The 15,955-nt window shown below is 62.7% G+C and carries 10 protein-coding genes and 1 pseudogene; 5 read left to right on the top strand and 6 right to left on the bottom strand.

Annotation, left to right across the window (positions count from 1 at the left end; all coding sequences use genetic code 11):
• Position 1: 1 nt before the first annotated feature.
• From Q390_RS0107740 to Q390_RS17960, 3 genes are read right to left on the bottom strand one after another with little or no spacing between them, the layout of a single operon-like run.
• A complete protein-coding gene (locus Q390_RS0107740; protein WP_051603125.1) occupies positions 2-403 on the bottom strand; it encodes a Rieske (2Fe-2S) protein in 402 nt (133 codons plus the stop codon).
• Positions 404-411: 8 nt separating this feature from the next.
• On the bottom strand, positions 412-1,080 hold the full coding sequence (locus Q390_RS0107735; RefSeq protein ID WP_027995537.1) for an HAD family hydrolase: 669 nt from the start codon (positions 1,078-1,080) through the stop codon (positions 412-414).
• A 9-nt stretch (positions 1,081-1,089) separates the two neighbouring features.
• The gene (locus Q390_RS17960; protein ID WP_425423941.1) at positions 1,090-2,121 is read right to left on the bottom strand and encodes an RluA family pseudouridine synthase; all 1,032 of its coding nucleotides are present in this window, start codon (positions 2,119-2,121) and stop codon (positions 1,090-1,092) included.
• Positions 2,122-2,698: 577 nt separating this feature from the next.
• Here Q390_RS17960 and Q390_RS0107725 point away from each other — a divergent pair.
• The 4 genes from Q390_RS0107725 to queF all read left to right on the top strand — a co-directional run bounded on the left by Q390_RS0107725 (position 2,699) and on the right by queF (position 10,044).
• Positions 2,699-5,959 (top strand): Rne/Rng family ribonuclease, encoded by a 3,261-nt coding sequence (locus Q390_RS0107725; protein WP_027995536.1) that lies wholly within the window; start codon positions 2,699-2,701, stop codon positions 5,957-5,959.
• A 278-nt stretch (positions 5,960-6,237) separates the two neighbouring features.
• The gene (gene yaaA / locus Q390_RS0107720) at positions 6,238-7,026 is read left to right on the top strand and encodes a peroxide stress protein YaaA (protein WP_027995535.1); all 789 of its coding nucleotides are present in this window, start codon (positions 6,238-6,240) and stop codon (positions 7,024-7,026) included.
• 61 nt (positions 7,027-7,087) lie between these two features.
• Positions 7,088-9,076, top strand: a complete 1,989-nt coding sequence (locus tag Q390_RS20505; protein WP_027995534.1) for a methyl-accepting chemotaxis protein — start codon at positions 7,088-7,090, stop codon at positions 9,074-9,076.
• A 116-nt stretch (positions 9,077-9,192) separates the two neighbouring features.
• Positions 9,193-10,044, top strand: coding sequence for an NADPH-dependent 7-cyano-7-deazaguanine reductase QueF (gene queF / locus Q390_RS0107710; RefSeq protein WP_027995533.1), 852 nt, complete (start codon positions 9,193-9,195; stop codon positions 10,042-10,044).
• Positions 10,045-10,056: 12 nt separating this feature from the next.
• Here queF and Q390_RS17955 read toward each other — a convergent pair.
• From Q390_RS17955 to Q390_RS17950, 3 genes and pseudogenes are all read right to left on the bottom strand, one after another.
• Positions 10,057-11,641: pseudogene (locus Q390_RS17955) on the bottom strand (methyl-accepting chemotaxis protein).
• A gap of 93 nt (positions 11,642-11,734) precedes the next feature.
• Positions 11,735-13,297, bottom strand: a complete 1,563-nt coding sequence (locus tag Q390_RS0107700) for a methyl-accepting chemotaxis protein (protein ID WP_027995532.1) — start codon at positions 13,295-13,297, stop codon at positions 11,735-11,737.
• Positions 13,298-13,418: 121 nt separating this feature from the next.
• A complete protein-coding gene (locus Q390_RS17950) occupies positions 13,419-14,666 on the bottom strand; it encodes a Y-family DNA polymerase (protein WP_051603123.1) in 1,248 nt (415 codons plus the stop codon).
• Positions 14,667-14,858: 192 nt separating this feature from the next.
• On the opposite strand from Q390_RS17950, the gene Q390_RS17945 reads away from it, so the two are divergent.
• Positions 14,859-15,801, top strand: a protein-coding gene (locus Q390_RS17945) for an IS5 family transposase (RefSeq protein WP_156949847.1) whose coding sequence is annotated in 2 segments (ribosomal slippage) — positions 14,859-15,014 and positions 15,016-15,801 — 942 coding nt in all. Because the reading frame shifts where the segments join, the coding sequence is not laid out codon by codon here.
• The last annotated feature ends 154 nt before the right edge of the window (positions 15,802-15,955 follow it).

The following is a 15,955-nucleotide window of genomic DNA, read 5'->3' as shown; positions in this document are numbered from 1 at the left end:
TTCAGAATTCGACGGGTTGAAGGTTGTGCGCAGTATGCCAGTGCACCACACCTGCTGCCTCGGACAAGGCGATCTTCACCAGACCACCCCGGCATGGCCCGCCGACCCCGGCGCCCGTGTCTGGAGCGTAGGTGGCGCCATGCGTGGCACACAGCAACCAACGCCCGCTGTCATCGAAAAATTGGTTGGGCTGATAGTCCATTTCCATGGCGATGTGAGTGCAGCGGTTCAGATAGGCATGCGCCTGACCTTCAAAGCGGACGGCAAAGGCACGGCAAGTCTGGCGGCCATAGCGCACATCAAAAGGAACGGCCAGCCCGCTGTTGACCAAGTCGCTGCTGGCACACAGGGGCACCAGAGCAGCGTCAGTCGCAGGCGAAAGATCAGCGGGTGGCGTGGGCATAGGCCAGTTCAAGCTTCGCGCACCAGCCAGGCATGCAACTCTGCCACCGAGTGCGCGATGACCAGCGGCTGCAATCCGGTCAAGGCATCTGCCGGGTGGGCGCCATAGCTGACGCCGACACTGGGGCAACCGGCGCTCAACGCCATCTGCAAATCGTGGGTGGTGTCGCCAATCATCAGCACGCGCTGCGGCGCCACATCGAATTCAGCCATCAACTCTTGCAGCATCAGGGGATGCGGTTTGCCAGCGGTTTCGTCGGCGGTGCGCGAGCTGTCAAAAACACCACGCAGCGCCGCGCTGTGCAACGCCTCGTTCAAGCCGCGCCGGCTCTTGCCAGTCGCCACGGCGAGCCAATGGCCGCGCGCGCGCAAGTCATCCAGCAGCGGTAACACACCCTTAAACAGGCTGACTTCGTCTTGCAGACGCACGTAGTGGTAGCGGTAGCGGTTTCCCAGTTCGGGGTATTTTTCGGGCGGCACATCTGGCGCGGCGTGGGCCAGTGCCTGCGTCAGCGCCATGCCAATCACATAGGCAGCAGCCTCGTCAGTGGGCACAGCGCCGCCGACATCGCTGACCGCTGCCTGAATGCAGCGCACGATGATTTGTGTCGAATCAAATAGCGTGCCGTCCCAGTCAAAGGCAATCAGGTCAAAACGGCGGGGGCGGATGTCAGTCATAAAAAATCGTCATACAGTGACAATAAAGTCGGCCAGCTCGGGCGGCAGCTCGGCATTCAATTCAGTGCGCCGTCCGGTAGCGGGGTGGGTAAATTGCAGGCGCCAAGCGTGCAGGAACATGCGTTTGAAGCCGAATTTATACAGGCGCTTGTTCAGCTCAAAGTCGCCATATTTATCGTCGCCGGCAATCGGGTGACCGCTGCTGGACAGGTGGACGCGGATCTGGTGCGTGCGCCCGGTTTTGATGGTCACTTCCAGCAAGCTCATTGCTGGCAAGCCCTGCAGCGGACGCGCCGGCAGCGTGTGGCGCACCTTGACCAAGGTGATAGAGCGCATCCCCTCGGGGTCCTCCGGCGTGGTGACCCGCACACGGCGCTCGCCATCGGCTTGCAGAAACTTGTGCAGCGGCGTGTCAATCACCTTGAGCTTGGCCGGCCAAGTGCCACTGACCAGCGCCAGATAAGTTTTGCCGGTTTCACGCTCACGGAACTGGTCTTGCAGGTGCGTCAGCGCCGAGCGTTTTTTGGCGACCAGTAGCAGCCCCGAGGTATCGCGATCGAGCCGGTGCACCAGTTCTAAAAATTTCGCCTGCGGTCGCGCTTGGCGCAATTGCTCGATGACGCCAAAGCTGACACCGCTGCCGCCATGCACCGCCACGCCGGCGGGTTTGTCGATGGCGATCAGGTGCTCGTCTTCGAGCAGCAGCGGAAATTCGCGCGCTGGCGCCGGGCGTTCGGCTTTTTCAGCCATCTTTTCCGAGACACGCACCGGCGGCAGGCGAATCAGATCGCCGCTGTGTACACGCGTATCGGCGCTGGCACGGCCTTTGTTGACGCGCACCTCGCCGCTACGGATGATGCGGTAGACGTGGGTTTTGGGCACGCCCTTGAGCTGGCGAATCAGAAAATTGTCCAGCCGCTGGCCGTCCGATTCAGCATCCACCTCGACCATGCGGGCAGTGGGAGGAGCCATGGCAGTCGAGGGGACAGCCGGGACGGCAGCCCGGGGATATGGCGCTTTGGCCTCTATAATATGTTTCACCTGCGCAGCGTTTTGTAAGTGGTTGATTTGTCTGGAGTTTAGTCCACACAGCCCTTCGCCCAGCGCAGGCCGGTCGATGCCAGCGGGTGTCGTACACGCAGATAACAGGCCGGTTGCCTGTCATGGCCTGTATGCCGCACGCCAAGCTGACACATTGAAACACTGATACGGAATACCCTAGCTGGCAGTCCGCCCACTCCGGGCCACGACTGCCGGCGGACCAAAGCGAATATGTGGATGCTCATGATGATGGTTCAGCCTTTGTGGCAGCGATCTGCGCTGCTCCAATGGACTATGCATTTGACTCTGACGCCCTCCACGCCTGCGCCATCAGCTATTTATCCAGTAGCAAGAAGGCACTCTCCCAGGCTCGCCCCCCTCCACGCGCCCTTGCCACCCCCGCAGAGTTAAAGCCCTGCGGCACTTGGCATACCCGGCAATTCCCTTCGTTTCAAAGCGTCAGTCCAGGCATTGTTGGCTCCTAGCGAGCCTGTTGTTTGTTTGGAATCACGGTCCCCAGCCTTGCAGCCAGAGCGCTGCGCGCTGCCGACCCTGCACAATTTAAAGGAAACGCATCATGAAGCGGATGCTGATCAACGCCACCCAGCCTGAAGAACGCCGTCTGGCCATCGTCGATGGACAAAAACTGCTCGACTACGAAATCGAAATCGAAGGGCGCGAGCAGCGCAAAGGCAACATCTACAAGGCCGTCGTCACGCGCGTTGAGCCGTCGCTGGAAGCCTGTTTTGTCGATTACGGCGAAGACCGCCACGGCTTTTTGCCATTCAAGGAAATCTCCAGGCAGTACTTTGCCCCTGGTGTAGCACCCAGCCAAGCGCGCATCAATGACGTGATCCGCGAAGGCCAGGAGCTGCTGATCCAGGTCGAAAAAGAAGAACGCGGCAACAAGGGCGCGGCCCTGACCACCTTCATCTCGCTGGCCGGCCGCTATGTCGTGCTGATGCCCAACAACCCACGCGGCGGCGGTGTGTCGCGCCGCATCGAGGGCGAAGACCGCGCCGAGCTCAAAGAGAACATGGACCAGTTGGAATACCCCAACGGCATGTCCATCATTGCGCGCACCGCCGGCATTGGCCGCAGCGCGCCCGAGCTGCAGTGGGACCTGAACTACCTGCTGAAACTTTGGGGCGCCATTGACGGCGCGGCCAAGGGCGGCAAGGGCGCGTTCCTGATTTACCAGGAATCCAGTCTGGTAATCCGCGCCATCCGCGATTACTTCAACAACGACATCGGTGACATCCTCATCGATACCGACGACATCTACGAGCAGGCGCAGCAGTTCATGGCGCATGTCATGCCCGAGCATGCCGCCCGCGTGAAGCGTTACCGCGACGACGCCGCGCTGTTCTCGCGCTTCCAGATCGAGCACCAGATCGAATCGGCCTACGCCCGCACGGTACAACTGCCCTCCGGCGGCGCCATCGTGATTGACCACACCGAAGCGCTGGTCAGCGTGGACGTCAACTCGGCCCGCGCCATCAAGGGCGGCGACATCGAAGAGACTGCCACCCGCACCAACTTGGAAGCCGCTGACGAAGTGGCGCGCCAGATGCGCCTGCGCGACCTGGGCGGTTTGATCGTCATCGACTTCATCGATATGGACGAGAGCAAGAACCGCCGCGAGGTCGAAAACCGCCTGCGCGACGCACTGCGCCAAGACCGTGCACGCGTGCAGTTCGGCACCATCAGCAAATTTGGCCTGATGGAAATGAGCCGCCAGCGCTTGAAGCCGGCACTGAGCGAAGGCTCGTCGATTCCATGCCCACGCTGCGGCGGCTCCGGCCATATCCGCGACACCGAATCGTCGGCGCTGCAAATCCTGCGCATCATCCAAGAGGAGTCGATGAAGGACAACACCGCCGCCGTGCACTGCCAAGTGCCGGTAGAAGTGGCCAGCTTCCTGCTGAACGAAAAGCGCACCGAAATCGCCAAGATCGAGCTGAAACAGCGCGTCAACGTGCTGATGGTGCCGAACAAAGCACTCGAAACGCCGAACTACAAGCTGGAGCGCCTGAAGCACGACGACCCGCGCTTGGAAGGCATCGAGCCCAGCTACAAGCTGGCCGAAGAGATCGAAGACCCGACCGCCGTGACGCGCCGCTCGCAAGAGCCAACCAACAAGCAGGTCCCCATCATCAAGGGGGTGCTGCCCGACGCTCCAGCGCCGCAAGCGGCACCCCGCGCTGAAGGCCAGGTACGCCAGCCGCGCCACACAGCCGCGCAGCCGGCCCCCGCAGTGCAACCCGCACCAGCAGCGGCAACACCACGGCCCATTCCAGCGCAGACAGCCCCAGCACCGCAAGAACAGGGTTTCTTTGCCTGGCTGAAAGGCCTGCTCGGCTTTGGCGGCGCACCGACACCGATGGCAGCCCCGGTGCCGCCACCGGCCCCAGCTCCCACACCCGCACCCGTGCAGCAGCGCGAACCACGCCGTGATGGCCGTGATGGCCGTGATGGACGCGGCAGCGAAGCTGGTCGTGGTCGCCCCCGCAGCAATGGCCGCGATGGCCACCGCGATGCCGCACCACGCGATGGCAACGGCAATGGCAACAGCGCGGGCAATCCCCCGGCTGACAACCGGGGCCGCCGTAACGAGCGCCCTGATCGCAGCGCCGAAGGCCGCTCCGATACCCGCTCCGAAGGCCGCGCGATGGAACCCCGTGCACCGCGCGATGCGGAGCGTCCCGACCTGCGTGAAGGTCGTGAAATCCGTGAGGGCCGAGGCCGTGCACCGCGCGACAACGACGCACGCCCGGCACAGGACGAACAGCAGGGCAACCACGTCGTCCAGCACGATGTATCCCTGCCGTCCTCCGATACCGCTGCGCAGGAAACGCGCAACGAGCGCGGACCACGCCGCGAACGCAATGACCGCAATGACCGCAGCGAAGGCAACGCCAACGGCAATGCCCGCCGTGAGCGCGAACCGCGTGGCGATGGTCGTGAGCGCGCACCCCGCGCTGCGACTGAGCAAAGCCAGGTACAGACGCAAGCGGGCGATTTTGTCGATACCGCCCCGCTGACCGCCCTGCCCGACCTGGACCTCTCCGGCAACGAGCAGACTCCTGCGCCAACGCCTGCTGACGGCGAAACCAAGCGCCGCTCGCGTGACCGCTATGGCCGCGACCGGGGTGAACGCGGTGAACGCGCTGGCCGAGGCTCGCAACGCCAGGACGCCCCCACGGCAGCCCTGCAGGACCTCCCTGTGGATGCCGACAGCGCAGCTCCTGCGCAGCACGCATCCATGGCAGCCCCAGAGTCGCCAGAGCAGCAAGAACCGGTCCGCCGCAGCTACTTTGCCCCGGCACCGACACCGGCGGCGACTGGCACAGCCGCCCCGGCCCCGCAAACCGTTGCCGTCGAAAGGGCGGCGGCAGTCTCTGTAGCGCCTGTAGCGCCTGTGGAGGCGGCAATACCTGTTGCGCCCACGCCGGCCCCTGTCGCTTCTGTGGCAACGGTGACACCAGTGGTTGCGCCAGTGCCAGCCCCCATGCCAACCCCAGCACCCAAGCCAGCGCCTGGAGTGACAGCAGCACCTGCGCCTGCCGCCAGCGGCATGCCGCGCGTGCAGACGTTTGTCCTGCCTGAAGAGCAAATGCACCAGGTCGCGCAGAACGTCGGACTGCAATGGGTCGCCTCGGACGCTGAAAAAATTGCGGCCGTGCAAGCCGCCATTGCCGCTGAGCCGCGCCCCATCCACATACCGCGCGAACGCCAGCCGGCTGTAGCGCTGGACGACGGCCCGCTGGTGCTGGTGGAAACACGCCGTGACCTGAGCGAACTGCACCTGCCCTTTGATCAGCCGCCAGCCGCGTAAAGACGCGATAGTAGCCTCTGCGCCGACCCGCTCTAGCAGCGGGTCGGCGCTTTTTTTTACCATGCCCTACTTCGGCCAGCAGACCGTCGGCCAGAAACGGTGGCGCAACAATCCTTACATCTATACTAAATAAATAGCTTATAGCGCCCTTATTAATTGATTCTCAAGCTTAAAACAACTTGAAAACCAATCGCGGCAAGCGCTTATAGCTCACTTTTTTGAATATATTGTTGTCAGTGCCTGCTCTGTATGGCTGCTTTTCTACCTGTGTCGCGCTCATGCTGATTTTGTTGTCCCCCGCCAAATCTCTGGACTACGACACCCCGGTTGCCGCCGATCTGCCGCACACCGGGGCACAGTTCCTCCCCCAGGCCAGCACGCTGATCGCGCTGCTGCAGCAAAAATCGCCGCAAGAACTGGCAATGCTGATGAAAATCAGCGACCCGCTGGCAGCGCTGAACGTAGCGCGCTACCAGACGTGGACACTCGACGACCACGGCGCCGCGGCACGCCCAGCCCTGCTGGCGTTCAACGGCGCCGTTTACGAAGGCCTGCAGGCACGCAGCCTGAGCCGCGCCGACCTGGACTGGGCGCAGCAACACCTGGCCATCCTGAGCGGCCTGTATGGCGTGCTGCGTCCGCTCGATGCAATGCGGCCTTACCGGCTGGAAATGGGTACACGCCTGGCTACCCCCCAGGGACAGAACCTGTACCAGTTCTGGGGCACGCAGATTGCCGAGTACCTCAACGCCCAACTCCATGCGCCGATACACGCCGGGACGGTACCGGTGGTGCTGAACCTGGCGTCGCAGGAGTACTTCAAGGCCATCCACCGCCAAGTGCTGCAGGCGCGCGTGGTTGAGTGCGTGTTTGAGGACTACCACAGCGGCGCCTACAAGATCATCAGCGTCCACGCCAAACGCGCGCGGGGCCTGATGGCGCGTTACTGCATTGTCCAGCGCGCCACGGCGCCGCAGCAGCTGGAAAGCTTCAACGCCGAGGGCTATGCCTTTGACGCCAGCGCGTCCAAGCCCGAACGGCTACTGTTTCGGCGCCGCACGGCCTGACCCCTGACCGCAGCAACCCGCCTGCATCTGGAATTTTTCCCTTTTTGAGAAGGACACTCTCATGACCCGCGACAAAAAAATGTCTTTACGTCTCCGATTACAGCTGCTGGTCACCGGCATCGTGCTATTTGGCTTTGCCATCACCCTGACCTTGCTGTCGCGCCAGACAAGTGCGCTACAACACCGCACGGCACTGCAATACACCACCCAGCTGGCCACCAGTGAGGGCAACAAAGTCACGCGCAACTTGGAACAGGCGCTGGACGCAGCACGCACCCTGGCGCAGGGGCTGTCCAGCCTGAAAAGCTCAGGCTTGGCCAATCGCGCCAGCGCCGATGCGCTGCTCAAGGGCGTACTGAGCGGCAATCCGGCCTTTCTGGGCGTCTGGACGGGTTGGGAGCCGGACGCTTTTGACGGTCAGGACAGTGCCCACGCTGGCCAGCCCGGACATGACGCCAGCGGCCGCTACGTGCCCTACTGGAACCGCGGTAACGCCAGCGCCACCTCGCACGTCGAGCCCCTGGTCGATTACGACAAACCCGGCGCCGGCGACTTCTACCAACTGGCCAAGGCCAGCGGACAAGAGACGGTGCTGGAGCCCTACCTCTACCCACTGGCCGGCCAATCCGTACTGATGACCAGCCTGGTGGTGCCGATCCAGATCGATGGCCGCTTTGTCGGCGTGGCCGGCATCGACCTGGCCCTGTCCAGTCTGCAACAGGCGGTCGAGCCGATCCGCATCTATGACACCGGCTTTGCCAGCCTGTTGTCGAACAAAGGGGTGGTGGTTGGCGACCACGATCCACACAACGTCGGCCAAGACATGGGCCGGGGCGAGAGTCTGGACCTGGCACGCGCGGCCATCGCGCAAGGGCGCAGCATTGAAATCCATTTGTTCAGCGAGCGCCTGCAAACCGATGTCACGCGCATTTATGTGCCGATCCAGATCGGCGCCAGTAAAACCCCCTGGTCATTCGCTGCCACGGTGCCCAACGACACCATCCTGGCGGAAGTGCGACAACTGCGCCTGTCCTCCATCGGCCTGGGTTTGATAAGCACCTTGCTGGTGTCGCTGGGCCTGGCCTGGGCGCTCAACCGCCTGGTGCTGCGCCCTATCGGCGGCGAGCCCGACGATGCCGCCGCCATGGCGGCGCGCGTGGCGCAGGGCAACCTGAGCCAGCCCATCCAGCTGCGCGCCAACGACAGCACCAGCCTGATGGCACAACTACAGCAGATGCAGGGCAGCCTGGCCAGCGTCGTCGCCAGCGTGCGCCAGGGCGCCGAAGGCGTAGCCACCGCCAGCGCGCAAATCGCGCAAGGCAACCACGACCTGTCGGGGCGCACCGAAAGCCAGGCCAGCGCACTGGAGCAGACCGCCGCCTCGATGGAGCAGCTCAACTCCACCGTGACGCAAAACGCCGACAACGCCCGCCACGCCACGCAGCTGGCACGCAGCGCCTCCAGCGTTGCGGCCCAGGGCGGCGCAGCCGTGGCGCGGGTGATTGACACCATGAAGGACATCAACGACAGCTCGCACAAGATCGCCGACATCATCGGCGTCATTGACTCGATTGCCTTCCAAACCAACATCCTGGCGCTCAACGCCGCCGTCGAAGCCGCCCGTGCAGGCGAACAAGGGCGCGGTTTTGCCGTCGTCGCCAGCGAGGTGCGCAGCCTGGCCGGGCGCTCAGCCAATGCCGCCAAAGAAATTCGCTCCTTGATCGACACCAGCGTCAACCGCGTCGAGGCCGGCACTGCACAAGTCGATCAGGCCGGCCACACCATGACCGAGGTGGTCCAGTCGATCCAGCAGGTGGCCGACCTGATGAGTGCGATCAGTGCTGCCAGCGCCGAGCAAAGCGCCGGCGTCGGCCAAGTGGGCGAAGCCATCGTGCAGATGGACCAGGTGACGCAGCAAAACGCCGCTCTGGTGGAAGAAATGGCCGCAGCCGCCAGCAGCCTGCAAACCCAGGCACAAGACCTGGTGCAAACCGTGGCCGTGTTCCAGCTCGACAGCGGCCATGCCCAAAACCTCATTCAGGGACGATGATTGGGAGAACTCCTAAAATAAGCATCTAAATAGCCTCTAGCGCATTCTGGTATTGCGCTAATAGCTATTTTTTTAATAGCAAATTACCCCACTCTGCCACTCTGCCCCTCTGCGCCATGACAAGCTCCACGCCCGAACAATCCCCGCTGGGCAAGGCTGCCGCCTACGCCCACCAGTACGACGCTACGCTGCTGTTTGCGCTCCCCCGCGCTGGTAAACGCGCCGAGATCGGTATCACCGGGGCCGCACCTTTTTTTGGCGCCGACCTGTGGACGGCGTTTGAGCTGTCGTGGCTGAACCTGCGCGGCAAACCGCAGGTGGCGCTGGCACACATCACGGTGCCGTGCGAAACGCCCCACATCGTCGAGAGCAAGTCGTTCAAGCTGTACCTCAACAGCTTCAACCAGACGCGTTTTGCCGATGCCGCCGAAGTGCAGGCGCGCATCCGCAGCGACCTCAGCCAGACCGTGTGGCGCGGTGCGCCGGTGGCCGGCAGCGTGGGTGTGAAATTGTTGCTGCCGGAAATGTTTGACCGCCAGCCAGTGCATGAGCTCGACGGCCTGAGCCTGGACCGGCTGGACATTGAATGCACGCACTACCTCCCGGCGCCCGAGCTGCTGACCGCGCAGACCAACGAAGCACCGGTCAGCGAGGTACTGGTCAGCCACCTGCTGAAAAGCAACTGCCTGGTCACCGGCCAGCCCGACTGGGCCAGCGTGCGCATTGCCTACAGCGGCCCGCAGATCGACCAAGAGCGCCTGCTGCAATACCTGGTGAGTTTTCGCAACCACAACGAATTCCATGAGCAATGCGTCGAACGCATCTTCATGGACCTGTGGACGCGCTGCAAGCCGATCAAGCTGGAGGTCTACGCACGTTACACGCGCCGGGGCGGCCTGGACATCAACCCCTGGCGCACCAGCCACCCGCAGGCGCTGCCAGCGCATACGCGCACAGCGCGGCAGTAGATTTTCTCTGGTTCAAACGCCCGCAGCGCCGGGCGAGAGCCGAAACACCGCCAGCGTGCGCCCCAGCACCCCGGCGTTGGCACTCATTGAGATGGCCGACGCGGCCGATTCCTCGACCAGCGCGGCGTTTTGCTGCGTCACCCGGTCCAGATCGGCCACGGCCTCATTGACTTGCGCAATGCCAATCGACTGCTCGTGGGTTGCCGTGCTGATGTGGTCCATCAGCTGATTCACCTGCGCCACCGACTGCACCACCTCGTCAATGGTCTGGCCCGCCGCCTGCATTTGCCCGGCGCCGCGCTGAATATGCGCACTGGACTCACCGATCAAGCCACGGATCTCACCGGCCGCCGCCGCACTGCGCTGCGCCAGCGCACGCACTTCACCCGCCACCACGGCAAAGCCCCGACCCTGCTCGCCGGCGCGTGCCGCTTCGACGGCAGCGTTGAGCGCCAGGATATTGGTCTGAAAGGCAATGCCCTCGATGGTGGCGATGATCTGCCCCATCTTGCGCGAAGACTGCTCAATCGACTGCATGACGGCGCTGATATCGGCCACCGCCTGACCGCCACGCCGCGCCAGTTCGGCGCTGTGCGCGCTCTGCTGCAGCACCTGCTTCACGGTATCGACCGACTGGCGCACCGTACTGGACAGTTCCTCCATTGAGGCGGCGGTTTCCTGCAGACTGCTGGCCTGGGATTCGGTGCGCTCGGACAGGTCTTGCGCGCCATGGGCGATTTCAGTGGAGATAACGCCAAAACTGCCAATCTCAGCGCGTGCATCACCGACCACAGCGCGCGTATTGATTTGGATTTGCTGTAGGCGCTCCATCAGCATGGCCAGCGGGTGGCGCCCGGAGACAGGTTTTTCAAAATCATCGTTGTGCGCTACCGAGCAGCCAGCAATGCTGGTCGCTAAGCGATTGACATCGTCCAGTCCCTGGGTAATGCGCCGATGAAAGCGCCACAGCATGAGCCACGATAACAACACCACCGCCAGCGCTTGCAGGGCCAGCACTTCCACCCCAGCCCATGGCCTGGGGTAGCAGTGCCGCCGCCCACAGCGGCAGCATCATGACCAATAAGCGCTGCGTGAACGAGGCGCGCTGCAGGCGCTCAACCTGGTTGCGTGCACCGGTGTGGCGCACACGGCCAGCGTGCAAATGAAAACGCGCTTTGCCCGATTCACGCTGGCGCTTAATGCGCTCGTACAGCGCCTCGGCTCCGCGCACCTCGTCGCGCGAAGGTTTGGCGCGTACCGACATATAGCCCCTGGGCTTGCCGTTTTCCATAATGGGCGTGACATGGGCACGCACCCAATAAAAATCACCGTTTTTGCGCCGATTTTTGACAAAACCGATCCAGCTGCGGCCGTGACCAATGGTGGACCACAAGTCCTTGAACGCTTCTGGCGGCATGTCGGGGTGGCGCACCATGCTGTGGGGCTGGCCCATCAGCTCTTCCATTGTGTAACCGCTCACACGGGCAAACGCTGCATTGCAATGCACCATGACCCCTTTATGGTCGGTAGTGGACATCAACAATTCTTCGCCGGGAAAATCGTACTCATTGCCCGTCACGGGCAGATTGGTTCGCATGCAAAACTCCTTGGGACTGGTCTGGAAGTGTAGAAAAGTTTCGTTGTGTTTCAGTAAAAACATCACGACATATCCCAAGGTGTTAGTTTTACGTCACATCATGCGAAACACCTGCACCGAGTTCCACAGCGCACTGGAGTTGCCCTTGAGCCCCTCAGCAGACGCTGCCGTCTGCTCGACCAGAGCGGTGTTTTGCTCGGTCATGGTTTCAATGTGGGTGACAGACTGGTTGGCCTGTTCAATGCCGATCGACTGCTCGGCGGTGGCCAAGCTGATCTGGCGTACCAGCTGGCTCACGCGCGAGACCGACGCCACCACATCGGCAATGGTCTGGGCGGCCTCGGTCATTTGCTGCGAGCCCTGGGCCACCTGATCGACCGATGTACCGATCAGCGTACGGATCTGTTGTGCGGCGCTGGCACTGCGCTGCGCCAAAGCGCGCACTTCGCCCGCTACCACGGCAAAGCCTCGTCCCTGCTCGCCGGCACGCGCCGCTTCAACGGCAGCGTTCAGGGCCAGCAGATTGGTTTGAAAGGCAATGCCTTCAATCACCGCCACAATGTCGCCGACCTGGCGCGAAGAGCGCTCGATGTCGTGCATGGCCTGGCCCACTTGCTGCACCGCTGCGCCACCCCGGCGCGCCACGGCGGCACTTTGTTCGCTGTCCCCGGACACTTGCGTGGCTGTCGCCGCCGTCTGGCGCACGGTGCTGGCCAGCTCTTCCATGGCCGCAGCCGTTTCTTCCAGGCTGCTCGCCTGGGCCTGGGTGCGGGCATACAAATCATTGCCGCCCTGCGAGATTTCATCGGCGACACGCATGAAACCGGCAATTTCAGAACGGACATCGCCCACCACGGCGCGCAAGTTGACCTGGATCTGCTGCAGGTTGCGCACCATGGGCGCCATCGACGGGGTGAACTGAGCGTGGTTCAAAGACGTGCTCAGGTTGCAGGCGGCAATATCGCTGGCAAATTGCTCGGCTGTGCGCAGGCCACGCACGATACGCCGGTGAAACCATGCCAGCACGCCGGCGTTGCCGACCAGCAGCAGCGCCAGCGACGCCATCCAGGCCGGCGTACCCTGCACGCCCAGCAAGTGCGGCAGCGCGCCCGCCCCGGTCACGCCCAGCAGCATCAAGCCCAGGCTCTGGGTGGCAGAGACCTGCCCCAAGCGCTGCAGGGCGCCGCGTAGGCCGGGGTAAATCACACGGCCCTGGTGCAGGCGCAAGGTGACGCGCCCGGCGGCATGGTCGCTGCGTAGCAGGGCATAAAGTGCCTCGGCCTGCTGCGTCTCGGCACGCGCCGGCTTGGTGCGCACCGACATGTAGCTGCGCGGTTTACCGTTTTCCATGATCGGCGTGACGTTGGCGCGCACCCAATAAAAACCGCCGTTCTTGCGCCGATTCTTTACCAAACCGGTCCAGGGCAGTCCACGGCCAATAGTGGCCCACAAATCCTTGTACGCCTGAGGCGGCATGTCGGGATGGCGAATCAGGTTGTGCGGCTGCCCCATAAGTTCGTCATACGAATAACCGCTGGCATCCATGAATGCCGGATTGCAGTGCGTGATGCGGCCCTGCGGGTCGGTGGTGGACACCAGCATGTGCTCGGCCGGGTAGTCGTACTCCTCGGCCGTAACGGGCAAATTGACGCGCATATCAAAAATCCTTTTGTCTCAAAAACTCCCTCTACGGGGGATAACACCCATCCTACATTCAGAAACAAGTAAGAATTTTCTGTTTCTCACATGCCCTCACCTGCGCCGGGTGATAGGCCGCTCAATCAAAAAGCGCTGCCGTATAGGGGTCGGATGAGGGTGCGTGCACAGGCGACTGCGCCAAGTCGACGACACGCACCAGCGCGCCCACGCGCACCCCCAGCAAGCGCAGCGGCTGCTGCAGCGGCACGCGCTTGAGGCATTGACCGGCGACGCGGCGGATGGCGGCGGCGTCCTGCGTGGGCCACGACACAGTGTGGTCGCGCGTGGCAGTTTTGAAATCGTCAAAACGCAGCTTGACACCAATGGTGCGGCCGACGTAGCCCTTGTGCTGCAGATCCTGCGCCACGCGCTGGCACAGCGCGGTGAAGATGCGCCCCAGCTCGGCGCGGTCGCGCACCGCGTGCAGGTCGCGCTCGAAGGTGGTTTCGCGGCTCATGCTGACGGGTTCGCTGTGCGTGACCACCGGACTGTCGTCCTGGCCCCAGGCGACGCGGTGCATCCAGGCACCGGTGGATTTGCCAAACCGCGCCATCAGCCATTGCGGCTCCTGCGCCGCCAACTCGCCAATGGTACGCACGCCCAATGCCGCCAGCCGTTCGCCCGACTTGGGGCCGATACCGTTGATCTTGCGCACGCCCAGCGGCCAGATCAGCGTTTGCAAGTCAGCCGCCTGGACGATGGAGATACCATGGGGTTTGTTGAATTCGCTGGCCATCTTGGCCAGCAGGCGGTTCGGTGCCACGCCAATCGAACAGGTCAGGCCGGTGGCATCAAAAATACTTTTCTGGATCAACCGCGCCAGCACCCGCCCACCCTCGCGCTGGCCGCCGGGCACGTCGGTGAAGTCGATGTAGACCTCGTCCACGCCCCGATCCTGCATGGCGGGGGCAATGTCGGTGATGGTGCTTTTGAACAGCCGGGAAAACCGCCGCACTTCATCAAAATCCACCGGCAGCACGATGGCCTGCGGGCACAGCCGCGCCGCTTTCATCAGGCCCATGGCCGAGCCGACGCCAAACTGCCGCGCCTCGTAGGTGGCGGTGGTGATGACACCGCGTCCGACGTAGTCGCGCAGCAGCGGAAATGCCGCCACCGGCACACAGTGCGGCGCGCGCAAGCCCAGGCCATCGGGGCTGCGCAGCAGCGCGTCGTCGGCCTGGCGACGCCCACCGCCAATCACCACCGGCAAGCCTTTGAGCTGCGGGTAGCGCAGCAGCTCGACGCTAGCAAAAAAGGCGTCCATGTCCAAGTGGGCAATGCGGCGCGGCAGGGTTACCTCAGGGGCGATATCGGTCACGGTGGCCATTGTGCGCGGTCTTGGGCGTGGCGCCTCAATTCAGCATCAAATGTGCCTCAAGTGCTTATTCAGTAAGCGCTTATAGCTCTTTTTTTAATAGTAAAACACCCTATAGGAAACTCTGCAAAACCTCCTCCGTTGTCTGGCAGGCGTCAGCCTGCCATGGCATCCTCTTTGCCCATGAAGTAATCGAGCCTTGATCTGAACCTGAGCACCAGAAGAACCCGCAAGCAGGAGTTTCTGGCCCAGATGGAACGCGTGGTCCCCTGGACTGCGCTGGTCGAGCTCATCGCCCCGTACTACCCCGAAGGCAAGAACGGCCGCCCACCCTTTGCGCTGGAGACCATGCTGCGAGTTGCATTTCATGCAGCAATGGTTCAGCTTGTCAGAGTCGGCCATGGAAGAGGCCTTCTTCGATACGCCTTTGTTGCGCGAATTTGCCCAGCTTGACGCCCATGGCCGGCTGCCCGATGAGAGCACCATCCTGCGTTTCCGCCACCGGCTGGAGCGCCATAAATTGGCCGATCAGCTCCTGGCCACCGTCAATGACCTGCTCGAGCAGCGCGGCCTGCTGCTCAGGGCCGGCACGGCAGTCGATGCCACACTGATCGCCGCACCCCGCTCCACCAAGAACAAAGCCAAGGAGCGCGACCCTGAGATGCATTCGAGCCAGAAAGGCAAGCAGTGGTATTTTGGGATGAAGGCACACATCGGCGTAGATGCTGACTCAGGGCTGGTACACACCGTGCGCGGCACCTCGGGCAATGTGGCCGACGTCACTGAAGGCAACAGCTTGCTGCATGGCGCAGAAACCGATGTCTACGGTGATGCTGGCTACCAGGGCTCGCACAAGCGAGCTGATGCTAAAGAGGGAGTCACTTGGCATGTGGCGCTGCGCCCGGGTAAGCGCAAAGCGCTGGACAAGGAAAACAATCCCATCGATGCCCTGACTGACTTGCTGGAGAAGGTCTTGGCCGGCATCCGTGCCAAGGTTGAGCATCCGTTCAGAGTGCTCAAGCGCCAAGTTGGCTACGAGAAGGTGCGCTACCGGGGATTGAAGAAGAACACGCTGCAACTCAAGACGCTGTTTGCGCTGTCAAACCTGTGGATGCTTCGCCATACGTTGATGGCGACGCAGGGGTGAGTGCGCCCAAAAACAGGGCGAGGGCTGCGAATGCGGCAGAAACGCTCCCAGCGGGGAGCGAAAAAGCATGAATTCATGCCTGCTCAGTGCAATATTGCATCCAGTGAAAAATCCAGTGCCTGTAGCACGCTCAGTTATGAGTTTTTCAGACCAT

It is taken from the genome of Simplicispira psychrophila DSM 11588, from assembly GCF_000688255.1.
GTDB lineage: Bacteria > Pseudomonadota > Gammaproteobacteria > Burkholderiales > Burkholderiaceae_C > Simplicispira > Simplicispira psychrophila.
The sequence above is the reverse complement of the archived record's forward strand: the minus strand, read 5'-3'. Positions and strand labels throughout refer to the sequence as shown.

Excerpts from the sequence above, each read along its gene's own strand:
- Q390_RS0107740 (WP_051603125.1), bottom strand. The coding sequence starts at position 403 with ATGCCCACGCCACCCGCTGATCTTTCGCCTGCGACTGACGCTGCTCTG.
- Q390_RS0107735 (WP_027995537.1), bottom strand. The coding sequence starts at position 1,080 with ATGACTGACATCCGCCCCCGCCGTTTTGACCTGATTGCCTTTGACTGG.
- Q390_RS0107725 (WP_027995536.1), top strand. The coding sequence starts at position 2,699 with ATGAAGCGGATGCTGATCAACGCCACCCAGCCTGAAGAACGCCGTCTG.
- yaaA (WP_027995535.1), top strand. The coding sequence starts at position 6,238 with ATGCTGATTTTGTTGTCCCCCGCCAAATCTCTGGACTACGACACCCCG.
- Q390_RS20505 (WP_027995534.1), top strand. The coding sequence starts at position 7,088 with ATGACCCGCGACAAAAAAATGTCTTTACGTCTCCGATTACAGCTGCTG.
- queF (WP_027995533.1), top strand. The coding sequence starts at position 9,193 with ATGACAAGCTCCACGCCCGAACAATCCCCGCTGGGCAAGGCTGCCGCC.
- Q390_RS0107700 (WP_027995532.1), bottom strand. The coding sequence starts at position 13,297 with ATGCGCGTCAATTTGCCCGTTACGGCCGAGGAGTACGACTACCCGGCC.
- Q390_RS17950 (WP_051603123.1), bottom strand. The coding sequence starts at position 14,666 with ATGGCCACCGTGACCGATATCGCCCCTGAGGTAACCCTGCCGCGCCGC.